The 14,804-nt window shown below is 57.4% G+C and carries 17 protein-coding genes; 1 reads left to right on the top strand and 16 read right to left on the bottom strand.

Features of this window, described 5'->3' with window-relative positions; all coding sequences use genetic code 11:
* Positions 1-473: 473 nt before the first annotated feature.
* From ABRP31_RS07335 to ABRP31_RS07260, 16 genes are all read right to left on the bottom strand, one after another.
* Positions 474-860, bottom strand: a complete 387-nt coding sequence (locus tag ABRP31_RS07335; protein ID WP_349971787.1) for a CesT family type III secretion system chaperone — start codon at positions 858-860, stop codon at positions 474-476.
* A 50-nt stretch (positions 861-910) separates the two neighbouring features.
* Entirely contained in the window at positions 911-1,276 is a 366-nt protein-coding gene (locus ABRP31_RS07330) for a type III secretion protein HrpV (protein WP_349971786.1), read from the bottom strand.
* A gap of 4 nt (positions 1,277-1,280) precedes the next feature.
* Positions 1,281-1,484, bottom strand: coding sequence for an HrpT family type III secretion system protein (gene hrpT, locus ABRP31_RS07325; protein ID WP_087274741.1), 204 nt, complete (start codon positions 1,482-1,484; stop codon positions 1,281-1,283).
* Positions 1,481-3,589: a type III secretion system outer membrane ring subunit SctC gene (gene sctC, locus ABRP31_RS07320; RefSeq protein ID WP_349971785.1), complete on the bottom strand. Its 2,109-nt coding sequence runs from the start codon at positions 3,587-3,589 to the stop codon at positions 1,481-1,483. The genes hrpT and sctC overlap by 4 nt, the downstream gene beginning before the upstream one ends.
* Entirely contained in the window at positions 3,582-4,025 is a 444-nt protein-coding gene (locus tag ABRP31_RS07315; protein ID WP_087274739.1) for a hypothetical protein, read from the bottom strand. The genes sctC and ABRP31_RS07315 overlap by 8 nt, the downstream gene beginning before the upstream one ends.
* Complete coding sequence (locus ABRP31_RS07310; RefSeq protein WP_049827156.1) at positions 4,012-4,233, bottom strand: hypothetical protein; 222 nt, start codon at positions 4,231-4,233, stop codon at positions 4,012-4,014. Before ABRP31_RS07310 ends, ABRP31_RS07315 begins: the two co-directional genes overlap by 14 nt.
* 78 nt (positions 4,234-4,311) lie before the next feature.
* A complete protein-coding gene (gene sctL, locus ABRP31_RS07305; protein ID WP_349971783.1) occupies positions 4,312-4,884 on the bottom strand; it encodes a type III secretion system stator protein SctL in 573 nt (190 codons plus the stop codon).
* Positions 4,856-5,422 (bottom strand): hypothetical protein, encoded by a 567-nt coding sequence (locus tag ABRP31_RS07300; protein WP_349971782.1) that lies wholly within the window; start codon positions 5,420-5,422, stop codon positions 4,856-4,858. Before ABRP31_RS07300 ends, sctL begins: the two co-directional genes overlap by 29 nt.
* A complete protein-coding gene (gene sctJ, locus ABRP31_RS07295; RefSeq protein ID WP_349971780.1) occupies positions 5,419-6,249 on the bottom strand; it encodes a type III secretion system inner membrane ring lipoprotein SctJ in 831 nt (276 codons plus the stop codon). The genes ABRP31_RS07300 and sctJ overlap by 4 nt, the downstream gene beginning before the upstream one ends.
* Before the next feature lie 11 nt (positions 6,250-6,260).
* The gene (gene sctI, locus ABRP31_RS07290; RefSeq protein ID WP_087274731.1) at positions 6,261-6,629 is read right to left on the bottom strand and encodes a type III secretion system inner rod subunit SctI; all 369 of its coding nucleotides are present in this window, start codon (positions 6,627-6,629) and stop codon (positions 6,261-6,263) included.
* A gap of 20 nt (positions 6,630-6,649) precedes the next feature.
* Positions 6,650-7,702, bottom strand: coding sequence for a hypothetical protein (locus tag ABRP31_RS07285; protein ID WP_349971778.1), 1,053 nt, complete (start codon positions 7,700-7,702; stop codon positions 6,650-6,652).
* 91 nt (positions 7,703-7,793) lie between these two features.
* Positions 7,794-8,072, bottom strand: a complete 279-nt coding sequence (locus ABRP31_RS07280; protein WP_349971776.1) for a hypothetical protein — start codon at positions 8,070-8,072, stop codon at positions 7,794-7,796.
* A 233-nt stretch (positions 8,073-8,305) separates the two neighbouring features.
* Positions 8,306-9,214, bottom strand: coding sequence for a sigma 54-interacting transcriptional regulator (locus ABRP31_RS07275; protein WP_087274726.1), 909 nt, complete (start codon positions 9,212-9,214; stop codon positions 8,306-8,308).
* A 526-nt stretch (positions 9,215-9,740) separates the two neighbouring features.
* Positions 9,741-10,181, bottom strand: a complete 441-nt coding sequence (locus tag ABRP31_RS07270) for a Rap1a/Tai family immunity protein (RefSeq protein ID WP_349971774.1) — start codon at positions 10,179-10,181, stop codon at positions 9,741-9,743.
* A 303-nt stretch (positions 10,182-10,484) separates the two neighbouring features.
* Complete coding sequence (locus ABRP31_RS07265; RefSeq protein WP_087271076.1) at positions 10,485-11,390, bottom strand: LysR family transcriptional regulator; 906 nt, start codon at positions 11,388-11,390, stop codon at positions 10,485-10,487.
* A 631-nt stretch (positions 11,391-12,021) separates the two neighbouring features.
* The gene (locus ABRP31_RS07260) at positions 12,022-13,110 is read right to left on the bottom strand and encodes a GNAT family N-acetyltransferase/peptidase C39 family protein (protein WP_349973741.1); all 1,089 of its coding nucleotides are present in this window, start codon (positions 13,108-13,110) and stop codon (positions 12,022-12,024) included.
* Between the two features lie 92 nt (positions 13,111-13,202).
* Between ABRP31_RS07260 and ABRP31_RS07255 the strand changes: the two genes are divergently transcribed.
* Positions 13,203-14,789, top strand: coding sequence for a RimK family protein (locus tag ABRP31_RS07255; protein WP_349973739.1), 1,587 nt, complete (start codon positions 13,203-13,205; stop codon positions 14,787-14,789).
* Positions 14,790-14,804: the final 15 nt, after the last annotated feature.

The raw sequence follows: 14,804 nt of genomic DNA, 5'->3' as shown, positions 1-14,804 counted from the left end.
ATTTGTGAATTTACCGATTTTCTGTAGGAGCTGCCGAAGGCTGCGATGCGGTGTGTTAGACGATTTATTCGTTGATTGTGGTGGCGTCTCGCGAACAAGTTCGCTCCTACCGGTCCGAGAAGATCCCGCTGTTTTCGCTCTGCTTTTGATCTGCTCTGATTTTGATTTTGATCTTGGGCGCCCCGTTAAACCACGACGGCCGGAATTCGATATTGCTGCGTGGGGCAAACCGGCAGGGATGCCGGTTTAGCCGCCTCAGGCCATGGATGGCCGGTGGCGGCGGCCCCACGCAACAATGTCGGATTACGGGCATGCCGAGCGACAGCGAGGCACCAAGTGGTGGGGCAAGAGCGTTTGCTTACTTTTGCGCTGTTCAAAAGTGAGGCGCCGTAAGGGCGCAACCAATAGAAGCCATTAACGCGGTAACGGATATGTACACAAACATCCCTATGAATCGAAGCGATACAGCCGCGTTACCGCACCAGCGTACGACGCAAAGTAGCCAGCCGGTCAACAAAGCCCATGATCCACTGACTGAAGCTCAATTCATTGAGCACGCTGAGATCCTGCTGAGCACACAGACGGACCGTGTTCTGCGCATCCAGCGCCAACCAGCAACCGCCCAACTGGTCAGGCTTGAAATTGAGCTGCAGCAAACGCTCGTGGATGCCACGTTGCGTCTGATCAAGATCAATTCGGGCATGGACGAACGCCACATCGCCCGGTGCCGGGACTTCAATGTTGGCCAGCTCCTGCCCCTGCTCATCGGCCAGCGCACAGAGGCCATCCTTGAATACCAATTCACTGCCAGCCTGCGCGGCCAGCGCCGCAAGCAAGCGGTCTGCGTGAGGTGTGGTCATGAGTTCTACTCCCTATAAATGAAGATCGGCGTTACGGGACATGGCGCATATCAATGGCGCGCCAAGCCTTCGCCCAAGTGCTCCAGCCCCATGAGCTGCAACTGATGAGCGCTGATTTCATCCAGCGCGGCAGTGTCCAGTTCGCCCGGCAAACAGTGCCAGACCACGAAATCGCGGCGCGAATCCAGGAACAGAAAGTAATCGTTGTAGCGCTCCGGATCATCGAAACGACGCTCCAGCGCATCGCCCAGTTGCGAAGGCCCCAGGCTATGCCAGTCAACCTGCAGGGCAAGGCCCCAGTCCAGACATTCGCGCCGCGTGCAAAAGGCTACGCCAGCGGCGATTTCCCAAATGGCAGGGCGTCCTGCCACCACGTCGGCGTAAAATTGCGCCTTGTCAGTATTACGAGCGGACATAGGGTTAATCCTCCAAGGGCACTCGAGTGAAATCGGCCTGTTCATCCCCCAGGCCGAGACCATCGCGCATATCCGACGGCCACCAGATAACGACCTCCCGGTCATTGGAAACAGGCCGATCACACGCTTCTTTGGCACACCCTCGGTGACCAAAGGACGAGCAACCGGCCAACAACATTACGGTGACAGCGAGCAAGACAGCTTTCATGGCTGGCTGACCTCCACAGTAGTGAGCAATGAGCGACGTTGCGGCGCGCCGCTGTTGACCTTGGGTGGACGCAAGGCGATGAACACTTCGGCCTCGCCACCCGGCGGCACCCATGCACTTGGCCAGACGCTCACGCCAACCACGTAACGACCACCACAGCTGGCCTCGTCAACACGTTGCGGCTCGTCGCCAGTGTTGCGCACCAGCGCGACAGCGACGCCAAACCCGGCATCACCGGCATACCATTGCGCACGCCGTGGATCGAGTTGCAGGTCGGGATTGCCATCGCACAATGTCTCGGGCCGCAACGGTATGGCGGCGGCGGTAAAGCCCGCAGGCAACGTGCCCTGAATCATCTCGCTCAAGGCCTTGGAGACCACCGTGCGGTTTGGTCGCTCGGCACCTTCGCGGCGCTGTTTGATCTTGTCCAGACGCTCCTGCACGTGATTGGGGTTGGCGTAGTCGACGTAGCGCATCGGGTTCACCTGGTCGCCGATAAGCCGCGGCGTCAGGATGAACAAGCGTTCGCGGTTTGACTCACTGCGCTCGCTGGCCGTGAACAGCAGTTTGCCGATAAGCGGGATCGCGCTCAGATAAGGCACCTTCTTGCGCCGCTCGTTGTTTTCATAGACATGGAAACCGCCGACAACCAGCGACGCTTTCTCGGCAATGACCGCCTGGGTGCTGACGTTGCCACGGCGCACCGAAGGCTGCTCGGCGCGGATATTGGATTCCTGAATCTGCCCGTCCTCGATGTCCACGACCATTTGAATCATCTGATCCTTGGCGCCGGAAGCCGTGATCGAGCGCGGAATGACCTGCAGGCTGGTGCCCGCCGTCAGTGGCTGGAAATTGGCAACCCGCTCACCGATAGCCTCGAGAATTTCGGTCTGGCTGAAGTCGATCACCGCTGGCTGGTTTTCCAGGGTCAGCACCGAGGGATTGCCGATGATCGTGGCCGAGCCTTTACCTTCCAGTGCGCGCAGGCCGAGGAAGAATTTGTCCCGATCCTGAACATACATCGTCGAGCTGCGACCGTTCTCGGCAATGCTCGCGCCGCCACTGAAGTTACCGGCGCTCAAGCCCCAGTTGCTGGACAGTTCATCCATAGAGTTGCGGTCAACGTCGACAATGATCGCGTCGATCTCAATCACGTTACGTGGCTTGTCCAGCTCCTCGACCAGATCCTTGTAGATCGAACGTCGCTCGGGATCGTCGTAGATCAGCACGGCGTTGTTACGCACGTCCGCCTCAACCCGAATGTGATTACGCGAGCGCGTGGAGCGTCGCTCGTCTTCGGTGGGAGCCACATAATTCTTGCCGCTGAAATTACTGGCGACAGAGTCGTCGAACAACTGCGGAAAATTACTCGCGTCAGCGCCGAACCCCGTGCTCATGCCGCCCATGCCTGCCAGGGGAAGCGTGCCGGTGCGCAGGGAGTCAGAGGTCAACCCGCCGCCCATTGAGGAGCGACGCTCCAGCAGGTTTCGCAACAGCGTGGCGACGCCATCGACTTTCAGGCTTTCGCCTCGGTATCTGATCGGCCGGTCCGCGGCATTCGCATAGCGCAACGGCAGGTAGATGACTTCCTGCTTTTCATCACGGCTTTGCTGCTTCTTGCTGAAGTCTTCAATCAACTCAACATAACGACGCGGGCCCCGCACCAGCACCACACCTTGCTCGGGCAAAGCGCCCCAGCCAAAACGTGGATCGAGCAAGCCGACATCGGTCAATGCCTGACTGAGGTCGTCGACTGACTTGTCATCCACTTCGAGACGCTTGGATTGCTGTTGATCAAGCGGACTGACGTACAGGCTGTTGTTGTAAACGAACCACTGAAATTGATGCTCCAGCGCGAGACGATCAAGAAACGCTTCCGGGCTTTCGCTGCGCATCCGCCCATTGACGGTGCCACTTATACCTTCCATCTCCAGCTTGACGCCGAAACTCTCGGCGAAGTCCTTGAGGACCTGACCCAACGGCGCATTCTTGGCGTCGTAGGCATAAGGGGTGTCGCGCCACTGTTCCGGTACGACGGCAAATGTGGGCGAAGCCCAGAGCATCGCGGCCATCAACGGCAGGCAGGTCCAGGCAGTTTTACCCATTCATCAGTCCTCTGTGCAAAAGTCCCAGACCCAGCGACGCGGGCATGGCGGGTCGGCCCGCCGTTTTGCGCGGGGCCTGTTCGGCGAGCACCAGCGCCCAGGCGGCTTGCTGGTTGGCCAGGTTTTCAACGGTGGCGACCAACATCGTGGTATCGACATCAGCGGGTAACCAACGCACCAGGCAGGCACGTTGTTTTTGACGGTCATAAGCCAGGGCGATCGGGTCCTCGCCCATCAGGCTGGCTTCGACCAGGCGCAACAGGGGAGCAAGCTGATCATTGTGCGTGCCCATGCGCCCAGGCAGCGCTACACGACAGAAAAACCCGCCGTCGTGGTTTTGCACCTGGATGCTGACGCCGTCCACCCAGCATTCGAAAAGCCCGCCCGCCTCGCGGCGGCAGGCTTCTAGCTGGGTGTACAGCTCACTGGAAGCCATCGAGCACCGACTTGGTCATGCCGTGCTTCGCGCTCAGGGCTTGAGTCAGCGCGAAATTGGCCGAGGTGGTGTTCATGGTTTCCTCGAAAATAGCCTGCATGTTCTCGACACTAGGGTCGTCGGCGGCGGCCTCGCTCGCGTATTCGTAGTTACGGCTGGCTCGGTCGTAGTTGTTGTCCAGTCGTCTTTCCAGGGCATTGGTTGACATGGCGTGCTCTCTCGAAATGGGATGACTATCGATGAGTGGTCACGCCGGACAGAACGGTTCCGTCACTGATGATATTGATCACGCGAGGTCAAGAATGCGCTCGCGCAGCCGTTCCCAGTCGAGGCTGAAGTCGCCGCTTTCAGTGCTCAGCCAGAGCGTACCGGGAGCGAGGCCGGTGTCGCGTTCGAGCTGCCAGTGAGTGTGCGGTTGTTGCTGCAGCCAGATATCGACCGACTCATGAAGATCCACCGCGCAACGCAATGTGGCGCGCACCGGACGGGTCTGACTCTGGGCAATCTGGCGCACCAGTGCCAGGGCGCGCTCTTCGTCAGACAGCGTGCCCAACAGACTGGTCAGCGTCTGGCTCAACAGGCTCCGGGCCTGCTCGACCAACGCCTCACGCTGGGCCTGTCGTTCAGCCTCCCAATCTTCCAGCATTGCATTGGCGCGATCCCAGAATTGCGCTTGAGCATCGGCCAGCAGTTGCTCACCCTGAGCCCGTGCATCGGCGAGCAAAACCTCGGCTTGTAGATGAGCACGCGCAAGGTGTTCACTGGCGAGCACCACATCGCTGAAATATTCCCGGCGCAGCAATGGCTCGGCAACGCCCGGCTGCTCAGCATCAAAGCTGAGCGTGCGACGAATGAACATCAGGCTCCTCCAGAACACGTTGCAAGGCAGCGCGCCAAAGCATATCCAGACGCTTGGGCTCGGCGCAGGGTGATGCCGTTACGGTGGCTGCGGCAGCTCGCGGCCACAGCAGCTTTAACCTTTGCCATTGCGCTTCGCCGCGCCATTGAGCCAGTAGTTGCAAAGGGTCAACAGGCTCGTCAGGCAACCAACTGCCCGGTCGTAGCGCTTTGGCCACGCTGCGGCACCAGGGTCGCAAGTTTTCATCCGGCAGCAGTCGGGTTGCCCGTGCCGTGCAGAGATGCTCGACGACAGCGAGCAAAGACTCCCGATGCTCGTCGGCCTGCAGCAAGCTGACGATCATCGGGTCCGGAAGCGTCGGGCTACAGACCTGAACACCAAACGCAACGGCCAGGCGATCAGGATAAACCTCTGACAACCAGGCAAACTGGGCATCGCTCAAACGCTGCTCGGTCATCACTTCGGACCAACTGGGGTCAGCCCATTGCCAGGGTCGCGCCCACCATTGCAGCCACTGCTGCGCCAACGCCGGACTCATGCCCCGCGCTCGTCAAACCGGCCAACAGCGTTACCTGGCGCTCTGGACGCCGAACGCATGCCCAGCAGCTCCAGCAACTTGTGGCGTAAAGCCGGGCGCAACCACAGAATCAAGCCCGCGAACAAAACGAAAATGCCCAACCCGCCGGCCAGCATCATGCCTTTGAGCGCGTCGACTTCCTGCTCGGGCACCAGAAACGGCCCGTAATGAACCAGAACCTGCTCCTCCTGATAGGCACGTGCGTTGACAAACACCACCGACAGTTTCTCGGTGTTGTCCACCGCCGCCGCCATGCCGGGGATACTGCTGGCAACCATGCGCCGAATTCGCGGCAGCACAGTATCCGGATCAAGGCTCGCAGCATGCTTGATGAACACCGCCGCCGACGCTGGCTGCACCGGTTCGCCAGGCGCCACCCGCTCAGGTAGAACCACATGAACGCGGGCAACAATGACGCCATCAATCTGCGACAGCGTCGACTCCAGTTCCTGTGACAATGCATAGATATACCGCGCGCGCTCTTCAAGAGGCGTGGAGATCACCCCTTCCTTCTTGAAGATTTCGCCCAGATTGGTGCGCATGCGCCGTGGCAGACCCGCAGCCTCCAGCACCCGCACCGCTCGATTGATGTCTGAGGCGGACAGCAGAACGCTGACCCCTTCTTTGTTACTGCGCTTGCTGGCATCAATGTTCTTGCTCGACAGCTCGGCGATCACATCATTGGCGTCGTTTTCGGAAAGCTTGCCGTGCAGTTCGATCTGATCACCGCAAGCCCCCAGCATCAGCGCCAGCCCGATCAGGCTCAGGTATTGCAGAAAATGCCTCATCAGCCCACCCGTCACTGCATGTTGGTGAGTTTGTCCAAGGCTTGCGAACCCTTGCTGATCATTTTCACCGACAGCGAAGTTTGCAGAGAGTAATCGCTCAGCGCCCGGGTCGCTTCCATGAACTTCTTGGGGTCCGAATGCAGCGACGCTTCGCGCAGCGCCTTGCCAGCATCTCTGGACATATCCTCCAGGGAAAGCGCCTTGCGCGTCAGCGGATCCATTACCTGTTCCGAAAAAGCGCCCGCGCCCTGAGTCGGCTCTGGCCTTTGCATGGCCGCCCTGAACCAGTCGGCATCGCCTTGCGTCGGGTTATCCAGCTCCGCTTCAGGCTTGAGCGCCGTGGCGGAGGCCGAGCTGTTTTCCAGTTTCCCAATCGTCATGTCGACCTCCTTCACGGTTATCAGCTGAACAGCTTGTTCATGATCGAACCCGCTGCATTCTGGGCATCCTGTTGCAGCGCCTGATCCTGGGCAGTCGGCCCGGCACCCTGGGTGGCATTACCGCCCTGCCCCTGCAACAGTTTGAACAGATCATCGAGGCCCATGGTCACCGTTGCATTACCACCGCCGAAACCACCGCTGCCGCCCACACCACCAGCACCGCCACCGAATCCACCACCGCTGTCGCTGCCCTGACCCGGAGAAATGGGGATTCCGCTGTTAGCGAGCATGCCTGAAGCAGGTGCCGTTCCGCTGCCGGCAGCCTGGCCAAGCATGTCGATCGCCTCCTTGAATTTGGACGCTTCAGCGCCGTCAAGGAACGTGTCAGCCTTGCCGTCCTTGCCGGTTTCGTTGAGCTCGTCCGACCAGGACTTGGTCTTGTTGTCGGCATTGTCAGGTGTCCCGAATTTCTCCGGGTGCTGATCCATGAAGTTGGCGACATCTTGCAACAGGGCTTTGTCGCCACTGTCGAACGTTGCACCACCCGAACCATCCTTCGCAGGCTCCAACAGGCTCCCGAGCTTCTGCTCTGCCAGTCCGCCGAGCACTGACGAAAGTGCATCTCCACCGCCAGCTCCACCGCCGCCACTCACACCGCCGCTGCCGCCGCCATTGCCGCCACCGAAACCGTTGCCAGCCCCGGCACTGCCGGTGCTCCCGCCCAGCAATTGACTCAGGAGCTTCATAAGATCATCAGGCTTCATGTCGCTTATGGAACCGCTGGCAGGTTTCTGATCAGACATACCGCTGAATGGCTGCGTTGAGCCCTGACCGCCCGCTGCCTCGCTTTGCGAGCCCAGCTTCTCCAGCAGTTGGGTGAGCAGTTTTACCAGTGGGTTTTCGCTGTTGACCTGCCCTTTGCCATCGGTCATTGACTTGACCAGAGTGTCCAGGGCAGCGTCCATACTCTGCGGGCGTTGACTGCCGCCCGCTGCATTGGGGGAATTACGCGTTTGCTGCTCATTGCTGAAACTGGTCGGGCGGCTGTTCTCAAGACTTACTGAAATAGTCATGCCTATACGTCCTCTTTGTAATCAGACATCCAGAGTGCGGGCGGGGCCATGTCGCACCTCCACAGAGGGAACACAGCCACCGCCTGAATGATCAGTAATTGATCCCCTTGGCGGTAGAAGCGACGTTACTGAGGTGCTTGAGGTCGCTGTCCTGGCTCATCGCTTCCACAGTGTTCTTGGCGTCGGTTTCAATTTTCTTGATGCCCGCGTTGGTGACTTTGGAGTCCGCAGCCCCGGTGGCGTCAGTCATGCGCCCGGCGTTCTCCGCAGAGTTGCTTTCGTAGCCACCGTCGGTTCCGGCAGTAGCAGCTTTGAAGTTGCTGCTAAAGCTGTTGCCCAGGTTGTTCATACTGTTGAATAAGCCTTCCATAATCTTGCACCTCAGCCGAATCATTGATGTAGGAACTCAGGCCCGACGCGGTTCAAGCGTCAGTCCTGTTCAATGAGTGGGCATGAGTCTCAAAGCAGTTCCACGTTAAGCTCAGGACTTTGCGTCACGCTGGCTAAGGCTGATCTGCGGACATAGGCATCCACCGCCTATCGCCAGTCAGATAACCGGAAGACGCAAGGGCAGAGTTGAAGGAAGCCGGGTCGAGCGTGGTGTCAGACTGAAAGGCTTTTGATGCGGTGATACAAGGTGCGGCTCGGGATGCCCAATTCGAAACTGGCAGCTTCGACGCTTTGCTGATGGCGCTTCATGGCTTCGTCAATAAGGATGCGCTCAATGACCCGCAACTGCGCCTTGAGCTGCAATGGCTCCGGCGAACAAGCCTGAGCCAACGGCGAGAAGCCCAGCACGGACCGCTTTGCGCTGGATTTTAGTTCACGAATATTGCCCGGCCAAGGGTGTGCAAGCAGTTGCTGGGTGACAGCAGGCGTTATTACGGGAACCGGTCGCCCTACCAACGATGCCTGCTTGGCCAGGAAACGGTTGAACAACGGTATGATTTGCTCGCGACGCTCACGCAGCGGCGGCATCTGGATGCTGACCACGCTGAGACGAAAGTAAAGGTCGCGACGGAAGGTGCCCTCTTCAACCAACTCTTCCAGCGGGCGCTGCGAAGAGGTGATCACGCACATGTCCACCGGGATGAATTCGGTCGATCCCAGGCGCTCAACGCCACGGGTTTCCAGCACACGCAACAACTTGGCCTGTAGCGACAGCGACATGCTGTCAATCTCGTCCAGGTACAACGTACCGCCCTGCGCAGCTTCGACATAACCGCTGCGCGATTTACTGGCGCCGGTGTAAGCACCGCTGACCACCCCAAACAATTCACTCTCGGCCAGGCTTTCCGGGATGGCCGCGCAGTTCATCGCAACGAAGGCACCACGCCTTCGTGATAACCGGTAAATCTGTCTCGCCAGGGTATCCTTGCCGGTCCCTGTTTCGCCAACCAGCAGCACATCAATATTCAGGGGAGCCATATTCGTGGCCAGGTACTGCAGGTCAACGAAATCACCAAAGTAAGCGATTTCTTTCAGGTCTGCTTCGAACTCGCGTCTATCCATGTGGCGCACCCCTCTTCGCACTAACGTCCGGCATGACAACCCCTTGATAGGGCATTTGAGCCTGACAAGTTAACAACGCCGTACAACTCGAAGGGTGCCATTTCAAATGACACAACTTCGCTCAACATAGCAATAGGGAAAGAATTCGGATTGAACGTATCAGGTGGAAGGTCCGAGTTACATGGACCATTACAACGTTCCAAAGTTCACTGTATTTTTATATTTAAACGCATTTCGACGAGGCCCCTGAAAAAAACGAGATACGCTGAAAGCACAGTCCTAGAGCCTTCGACCACTCCAAAACCGACATTCACGTACCTGTGTACGGCGAGGCAAAGATACTAGCGACTGGAAGTGACATTTTTATGATTGATAAATAGATGTCAACGCTCACTTATCGACCATGATCACTCCTCATTCACTTTACATCATCGCGCCCTAACAGCAACTACCCTCTCGCAGCCTATAGAAACAGACCCAGTATAAAAATGTATCGGTCGGGGTGAATAAGAGTATTTGAATACTTTCATTGGCGTCGATTACACGGCCAATTGGCAATCATTGCTGCGGTCAGCGCGACACTTGCCGGTTGGTCCAACATGCCGGGATGGGTAAGCAAATAAGCATTCACCGCCTTGATGACCTGCCCCGCATCGACATCTTCCCGACTACAGAACAACAACCCCGCATTCGCATCGTAAACGCCCTGCACATAGCCCAAAGCCTGCATCTGGCCAACGCTCAACGGCTGCCCCGCACGAACCTCCCCGAGCGGAACCTGCAAATCCCGGCCGCTGAAAAAAGCTCCCTGGGCCGTCTCAGACAACCCTGCAAGCACCAGCAACCCACCCAAACCGACTGCACGACTTAGAAGGTTTTCCTGGGCACGACGCCTGGAGGCACCGCTGTCACGCGCGCGCGAGCCCTTGCCTACAGCTTGAGCAATGGAAAATCTGTCATCCGCCATCAGTCCGATCCCATGGTGATCTGAATGCTGAGTGGTCGGTGTCGAGAAAACGGTTCCACGATTGCGCGCATTTTTTCGGCGAGTATTCATTCCTCGCACAGCATCGAGCCTGTGGAACCTTTTGCGGCGCGTTGACTACTCAGTCGAACTGTTTGAGTCAGAGCAGCAGATGGATTACCTGTAGGAGCTCACCGAGGTTACGAGGCCAGCGATGGCGGCGTGTCTGACACGCCGCCATCGCTGGCCTCGTAACCTCGGTGAGCGCCTAAAAGATTCGTACTTGTCTGATAGACACCCGCTCAGTCAAGCGGCGTCTTTGACCTGCTTCAACGAGCGCGCAACCAGGTCGCCAAACGAACTGACCGGCCCTTGCAGGTTGCCGAGGAAACGCGGATAGATCAGCCATAGATCCATTACCGGCTTGAAGTCTTTGACCGGCAGCACCGCCAGTTGCTCGCGATGAATACTGCGCTCCAGCAAGGGGCGTGGCACCAGACCCAACCCCATGCCATCCGCCACCAGACCCAGTTGCAATTCGGTGCCGAAGGTTTCCAGATTGACCTTCAAGCTCAGGCCCTGATCCGACAAGGTGCGTTGCAGCCCCGCCCGAAAACCACAGCCGTCAGGATTCAGCACCCAACCCTGTTGATAACAGTCAGCCAGTTTTACCGAGCCTTTGGGCAAAGCAGAGCGAGCGCAAACCACTACCAGTTCCATCTTGCCAATGGACTCGCCAATGATGTTTTCCGGAAAAATCTTGCCTGCCGGGAACAACGCCGCAGCGGCATCCAGTTCGCCGTTCTCGATCTTGCTGACCAGATTACTGCCCCAGCCGGTGGACACTTGCGCACGCAAATCCGGAAACTCACTGCGCAATTGCTTGAGGGCGTCCAACAGCACCACATCACCAATGGTTTGCGGCACTCCAAGACGCAGCAGACCACTCGGCGGTGTATCGCTGGCAACCAGTTCACGCAAGGAATCCATTTCACGGAGGATCGACAGGCAGCGCTGGTAAACCTGATTGCCCATCTGCGTCGGCTTGAGCGGTTTGGTATTGCGGTCGAACAACTCGACGCCCAACGCCTGCTCGAAATTCTGTACCCGCCGGGTAATGGCTGGCTGGGTCAGGTCCAGCGATTGCGCCGCATGGCTGATCGACTGGCAACGAATCACCGCCACAAAGGCATCGATATCATCAATTTTCATTCGGACCGCACATAAAGAGACAGATGAGAGATAGGCGAAAAGCATAGTGGCATTTGCGGTGCGTGGATAGCTCCGAGGCGTACATCGCCGCTCAGCGGGCGAGAGGGTATGGTCAAAGGCAAAAATATTTACTGTAGGAGCGCACGAGCACCGCGAGGCCGCGATAGCGGTGTATCAGGCTGAACGTTATGGGTTGTACAAAGCGCTTCACGAATAATTTCGCCCTCACAACGTACTGTGTTTGCTATGCGAGAGTGTCACGCCAGTGACCTCAACAGCACTGAAACTCCTCTCCCAACGTACAGCGTACTTATTCCATGCGCATGGTTTTCGTATAGTTTGTTACGCTTCCGTAAAGATGCCGTAAACATCATTGCTTTTAATCAGCGAGAAGTTAGTCTCCCTACTCTTTTCCCCACGCGAGATTCAACATGGAAAATTCGGAATTAGGCACCCTGATTATTATCATGATCGGTGTTTTCGGATTTGCTTCATTTCTCTTTGAATACCTGAGCGCCAGGCACACCAGGAAAAACAAGCCGCATTAATGTTAACCCTGTGACAAAGATCAACTAACACATTCAGCAACTGTGTTCCGGGGCGCCCTTAGTCCGCCCCCCCGTCATCTTCCTCAAAACAGTACCAATGCCGCCCTGACTTTTTCTTTGCCAAACACACTCATGCGTTCGAACTCTTGATGCGTCAACGGAACATGCTGGCAATCCAGGCGCTGACGATACCGGCTGTGGTCCAGATCAGGATCATGCAGATACACAAAGTCTTCATCGCATCCCGTCACTACCACCCAGTGCGGGGCTTTGGAACGTGTCAGCCGATAGCTGCTGATCAGCACGACAGGAACGCCACCGGAACTGAAAACCTGTGGCAAGTCCAGCCGGCGGGACCTGGATTGCTGAACGCCACTGACTTGCAGCTCTCTGCAAAACCCCTCATGCACCAGCCGCATGACCGATTTCTTGTCTTCACGGCGTACACCGTCCAGGAACAGCGGACCCGAGCGGCTGACTTGTAAACTCACATCAAACCCACGCCGCCATGCGGCCAGTGCCAGCCCGTGCGGGCTACAGCCGCCGTGTCCCGAGGTCATGAAAATAGTCGTGGCCTCCCGCCACAGCTGAATTTCCTCGTCCCGCGAGAACACGCGGTCAGGATTGAGTGCCTTCATCGCCATGAGCAACGAGGCCGCCCCGCAGGTAAATTCGGTTGTCTGCGCATAATAAGGAACCGCCGTTACGCTGCCCGGCACCGGCAGGACAATGCGCTTTTCGTAGCGCAGGGCACGGGCATGGTCCTGGTAGTAATCGTCGACTTCGGCAAAAAGCCGGTATCCCGCCCGTTCGTACAGGCGGATCGCCGAGGGGTTGTCAGGGCGTACTTCCAGACGCAGATGCGCGCACTCATGCTCAATGGCTAACTGCTCTGATCGCTCGAGCAGCGCCAGACCCAAACCCAGCCCTCTGGCACGGCAGTCAATGGCCAGCGAATACAGCCTGGCCAGGGAAGTGCCTCGATGAAACAGCACCAGTGAATACCCCAACAAGCCCCGATCATCCTCGGCAACTAACAACTTGGCGTGCGCTCGCTGGATCATCCATAGAAAGTTACGTCGGGACAGTCGATCCTGCTCGAAACACTGATTCTCCAGAAGTTCCAGTGCAGGAATGTCTTCGGCGGTAGCAAAGCGATAGTTAAGATCCATGGAATTACCGTAAATAAAACGTAATGAAAGAGGACAGTTAAAATCAAATATGTTTTATAGAAAACACCCGCACGGCAAAGGCACTTTTCATCATGGTTTCGGTGTATTCAAACGTAATGGAATTACTACCAAAGGTCGAGTTCAATTTACCCGTTATTAAAGAAGAAGGCGCGGCCTTGCTGTTTCCGCCCAGCAAGTTATTGGTGATTGTCGAGCGCCGCGATGACTGGCAGGGTTATTTGCCCAGCGAAAGTATCGTCACCGCTCAGGAATACCTGGAAGACAAACGTTTTAAAAACCCTGGCGGACCGGTTCAAGTGATTAACCTGTGCCGCAGTTACAAGTATCTGGGGCACGGCTATTACTGCTCGCTACTGGCCGAAGCACGGGGCCATAAGGTCATCCCATCCGTTAAAACCATCAGTGAGCTGACCAAACGCTCGCTCTACGGCCTGGCGCTCGATGACCTGGACCGGATGCTGGACAACGCCATTGCAGGCCATCCGTATGGCGAAACCGAAGGGTTTACCCTCACCTTCCATTTTGGCAAGACCGAGCTGGTCCCTTTGCAGGGCTTGGCGCAGCAACTGTTCGACACCTTCCCGACGCCCATCCTGCAAGTCGAGTTCATCAAGAACCAGCGCTGGCAGATCGCCGGAATCAAGATCGGCGCCCTGCACAAGCTTCGCGAAGAACAACAACATGACTTCGCCGCTGCGCTCGACACCTTCAATCGGCGGATCTGGCGTCAGCCGGTTTCGTTGCCCCAGTCCCGTTATGATCTGGCCATCCTGCATGACCCAGGCGAAGCACTGGCCCCTTCCAACCCGCTGGCGCTTCAACGGTTCATCAAGGCCGGCCAGCGGTCGGGCATCAATGTGGAACTGATCGAAAAGAAAGACTATGCGCGCCTGGCGGAATACGACGCCCTGTTCATTCGCGAAACCACCAGCGTGGACAATCACACCTACCGTTTCGCCAAGAAAGCCGAGAGCGAAGGCTTGGTAGTGATGGACGATTCGACCTCGATACTTCGCTGTACCAACAAAGTATTTCTCACTGACCTGCTTAACAAACACAACCTGGGGATGCCCGCGACAGAAATCCTTTATCGCGATCGCCTTCAGGACCTTGACCAGATTGGCGAACGGCTGGGTTTTCCCGTCGTACTGAAAATACCGGACGGCTGCTTTTCTCGCGGCGTGATCAAAGTGGAAAACCAGGAAGAGCTGGCCAGGGCGGCTGCCGAACTGTTCGAGCACTCCGTGCTGCTGCTCGCTCAGGAGTACCTCTACACCGAGTTTGACTGGCGTATCGGCGTGCTCAACCGACAGCCTCTGTATGCCTGCCTTTACTTCATGTCCAAGGGGCATTGGCAAATCTACAACCACAAAGCGCAAGGCAGTGAGGTCAACGGCCTCTGTGAAACGATCCCCATCGAAGACGTACCGCCTGCGGTGGTCAAGCTGGCTGTAGACGCCGCAAGCCTGATCGGCGACGGGCTCTATGGCGTAGACCTCAAGCAGACCAACGAACGTCTGGTCGTGATCGAAGTCAACGACAACCCCAATCTGGATGCGGGCATTGAAGATGCCTGCATTGAGGAGCAGTTGTACGACCGGGTCCTGCAGGAGTTCATCCGGCGCCTGGAACTCAAGCATCAAGGTTATGGCCAGTAATCCCTTGCAGTAGAG

The sequence above is a fragment of the Pseudomonas caspiana genome, assembly GCF_040224095.2.
GTDB lineage: Bacteria > Pseudomonadota > Gammaproteobacteria > Pseudomonadales > Pseudomonadaceae > Aquipseudomonas > Aquipseudomonas caspiana.
Note: the sequence above shows the minus strand (reverse complement) of the source record. Positions and strands in the feature narration are given on the sequence as shown.

Coding starts and splice junctions, on each gene's coding strand:
- ABRP31_RS07335 (WP_349971787.1), bottom strand. CDS start 860: ATGACCACACCTCACGCAGACCGCTTGCTTGCGGCGCTGGCCGCGCAG.
- ABRP31_RS07330 (WP_349971786.1), bottom strand. CDS start 1,276: ATGTCCGCTCGTAATACTGACAAGGCGCAATTTTACGCCGACGTGGTG.
- hrpT (WP_087274741.1), bottom strand. CDS start 1,484: ATGAAAGCTGTCTTGCTCGCTGTCACCGTAATGTTGTTGGCCGGTTGC.
- sctC (WP_349971785.1), bottom strand. CDS start 3,589: ATGGGTAAAACTGCCTGGACCTGCCTGCCGTTGATGGCCGCGATGCTC.
- ABRP31_RS07315 (WP_087274739.1), bottom strand. CDS start 4,025: ATGGCTTCCAGTGAGCTGTACACCCAGCTAGAAGCCTGCCGCCGCGAG.
- ABRP31_RS07310 (WP_049827156.1), bottom strand. CDS start 4,233: ATGTCAACCAATGCCCTGGAAAGACGACTGGACAACAACTACGACCGA.
- sctL (WP_349971783.1), bottom strand. CDS start 4,884: ATGTTCATTCGTCGCACGCTCAGCTTTGATGCTGAGCAGCCGGGCGTT.
- ABRP31_RS07300 (WP_349971782.1), bottom strand. CDS start 5,422: ATGAGTCCGGCGTTGGCGCAGCAGTGGCTGCAATGGTGGGCGCGACCC.
- sctJ (WP_349971780.1), bottom strand. CDS start 6,249: ATGAGGCATTTTCTGCAATACCTGAGCCTGATCGGGCTGGCGCTGATG.
- sctI (WP_087274731.1), bottom strand. CDS start 6,629: ATGACGATTGGGAAACTGGAAAACAGCTCGGCCTCCGCCACGGCGCTC.
- ABRP31_RS07285 (WP_349971778.1), bottom strand. CDS start 7,702: ATGACTATTTCAGTAAGTCTTGAGAACAGCCGCCCGACCAGTTTCAGC.
- ABRP31_RS07280 (WP_349971776.1), bottom strand. CDS start 8,072: ATGGAAGGCTTATTCAACAGTATGAACAACCTGGGCAACAGCTTTAGC.
- ABRP31_RS07275 (WP_087274726.1), bottom strand. CDS start 9,214: ATGGATAGACGCGAGTTCGAAGCAGACCTGAAAGAAATCGCTTACTTT.
- ABRP31_RS07270 (WP_349971774.1), bottom strand. CDS start 10,181: ATGGCGGATGACAGATTTTCCATTGCTCAAGCTGTAGGCAAGGGCTCG.
- ABRP31_RS07265 (WP_087271076.1), bottom strand. CDS start 11,390: ATGAAAATTGATGATATCGATGCCTTTGTGGCGGTGATTCGTTGCCAG.
- ABRP31_RS07260 (WP_349973741.1), bottom strand. CDS start 13,110: ATGGATCTTAACTATCGCTTTGCTACCGCCGAAGACATTCCTGCACTG.
- ABRP31_RS07255 (WP_349973739.1), top strand. CDS start 13,203: ATGGTTTCGGTGTATTCAAACGTAATGGAATTACTACCAAAGGTCGAG.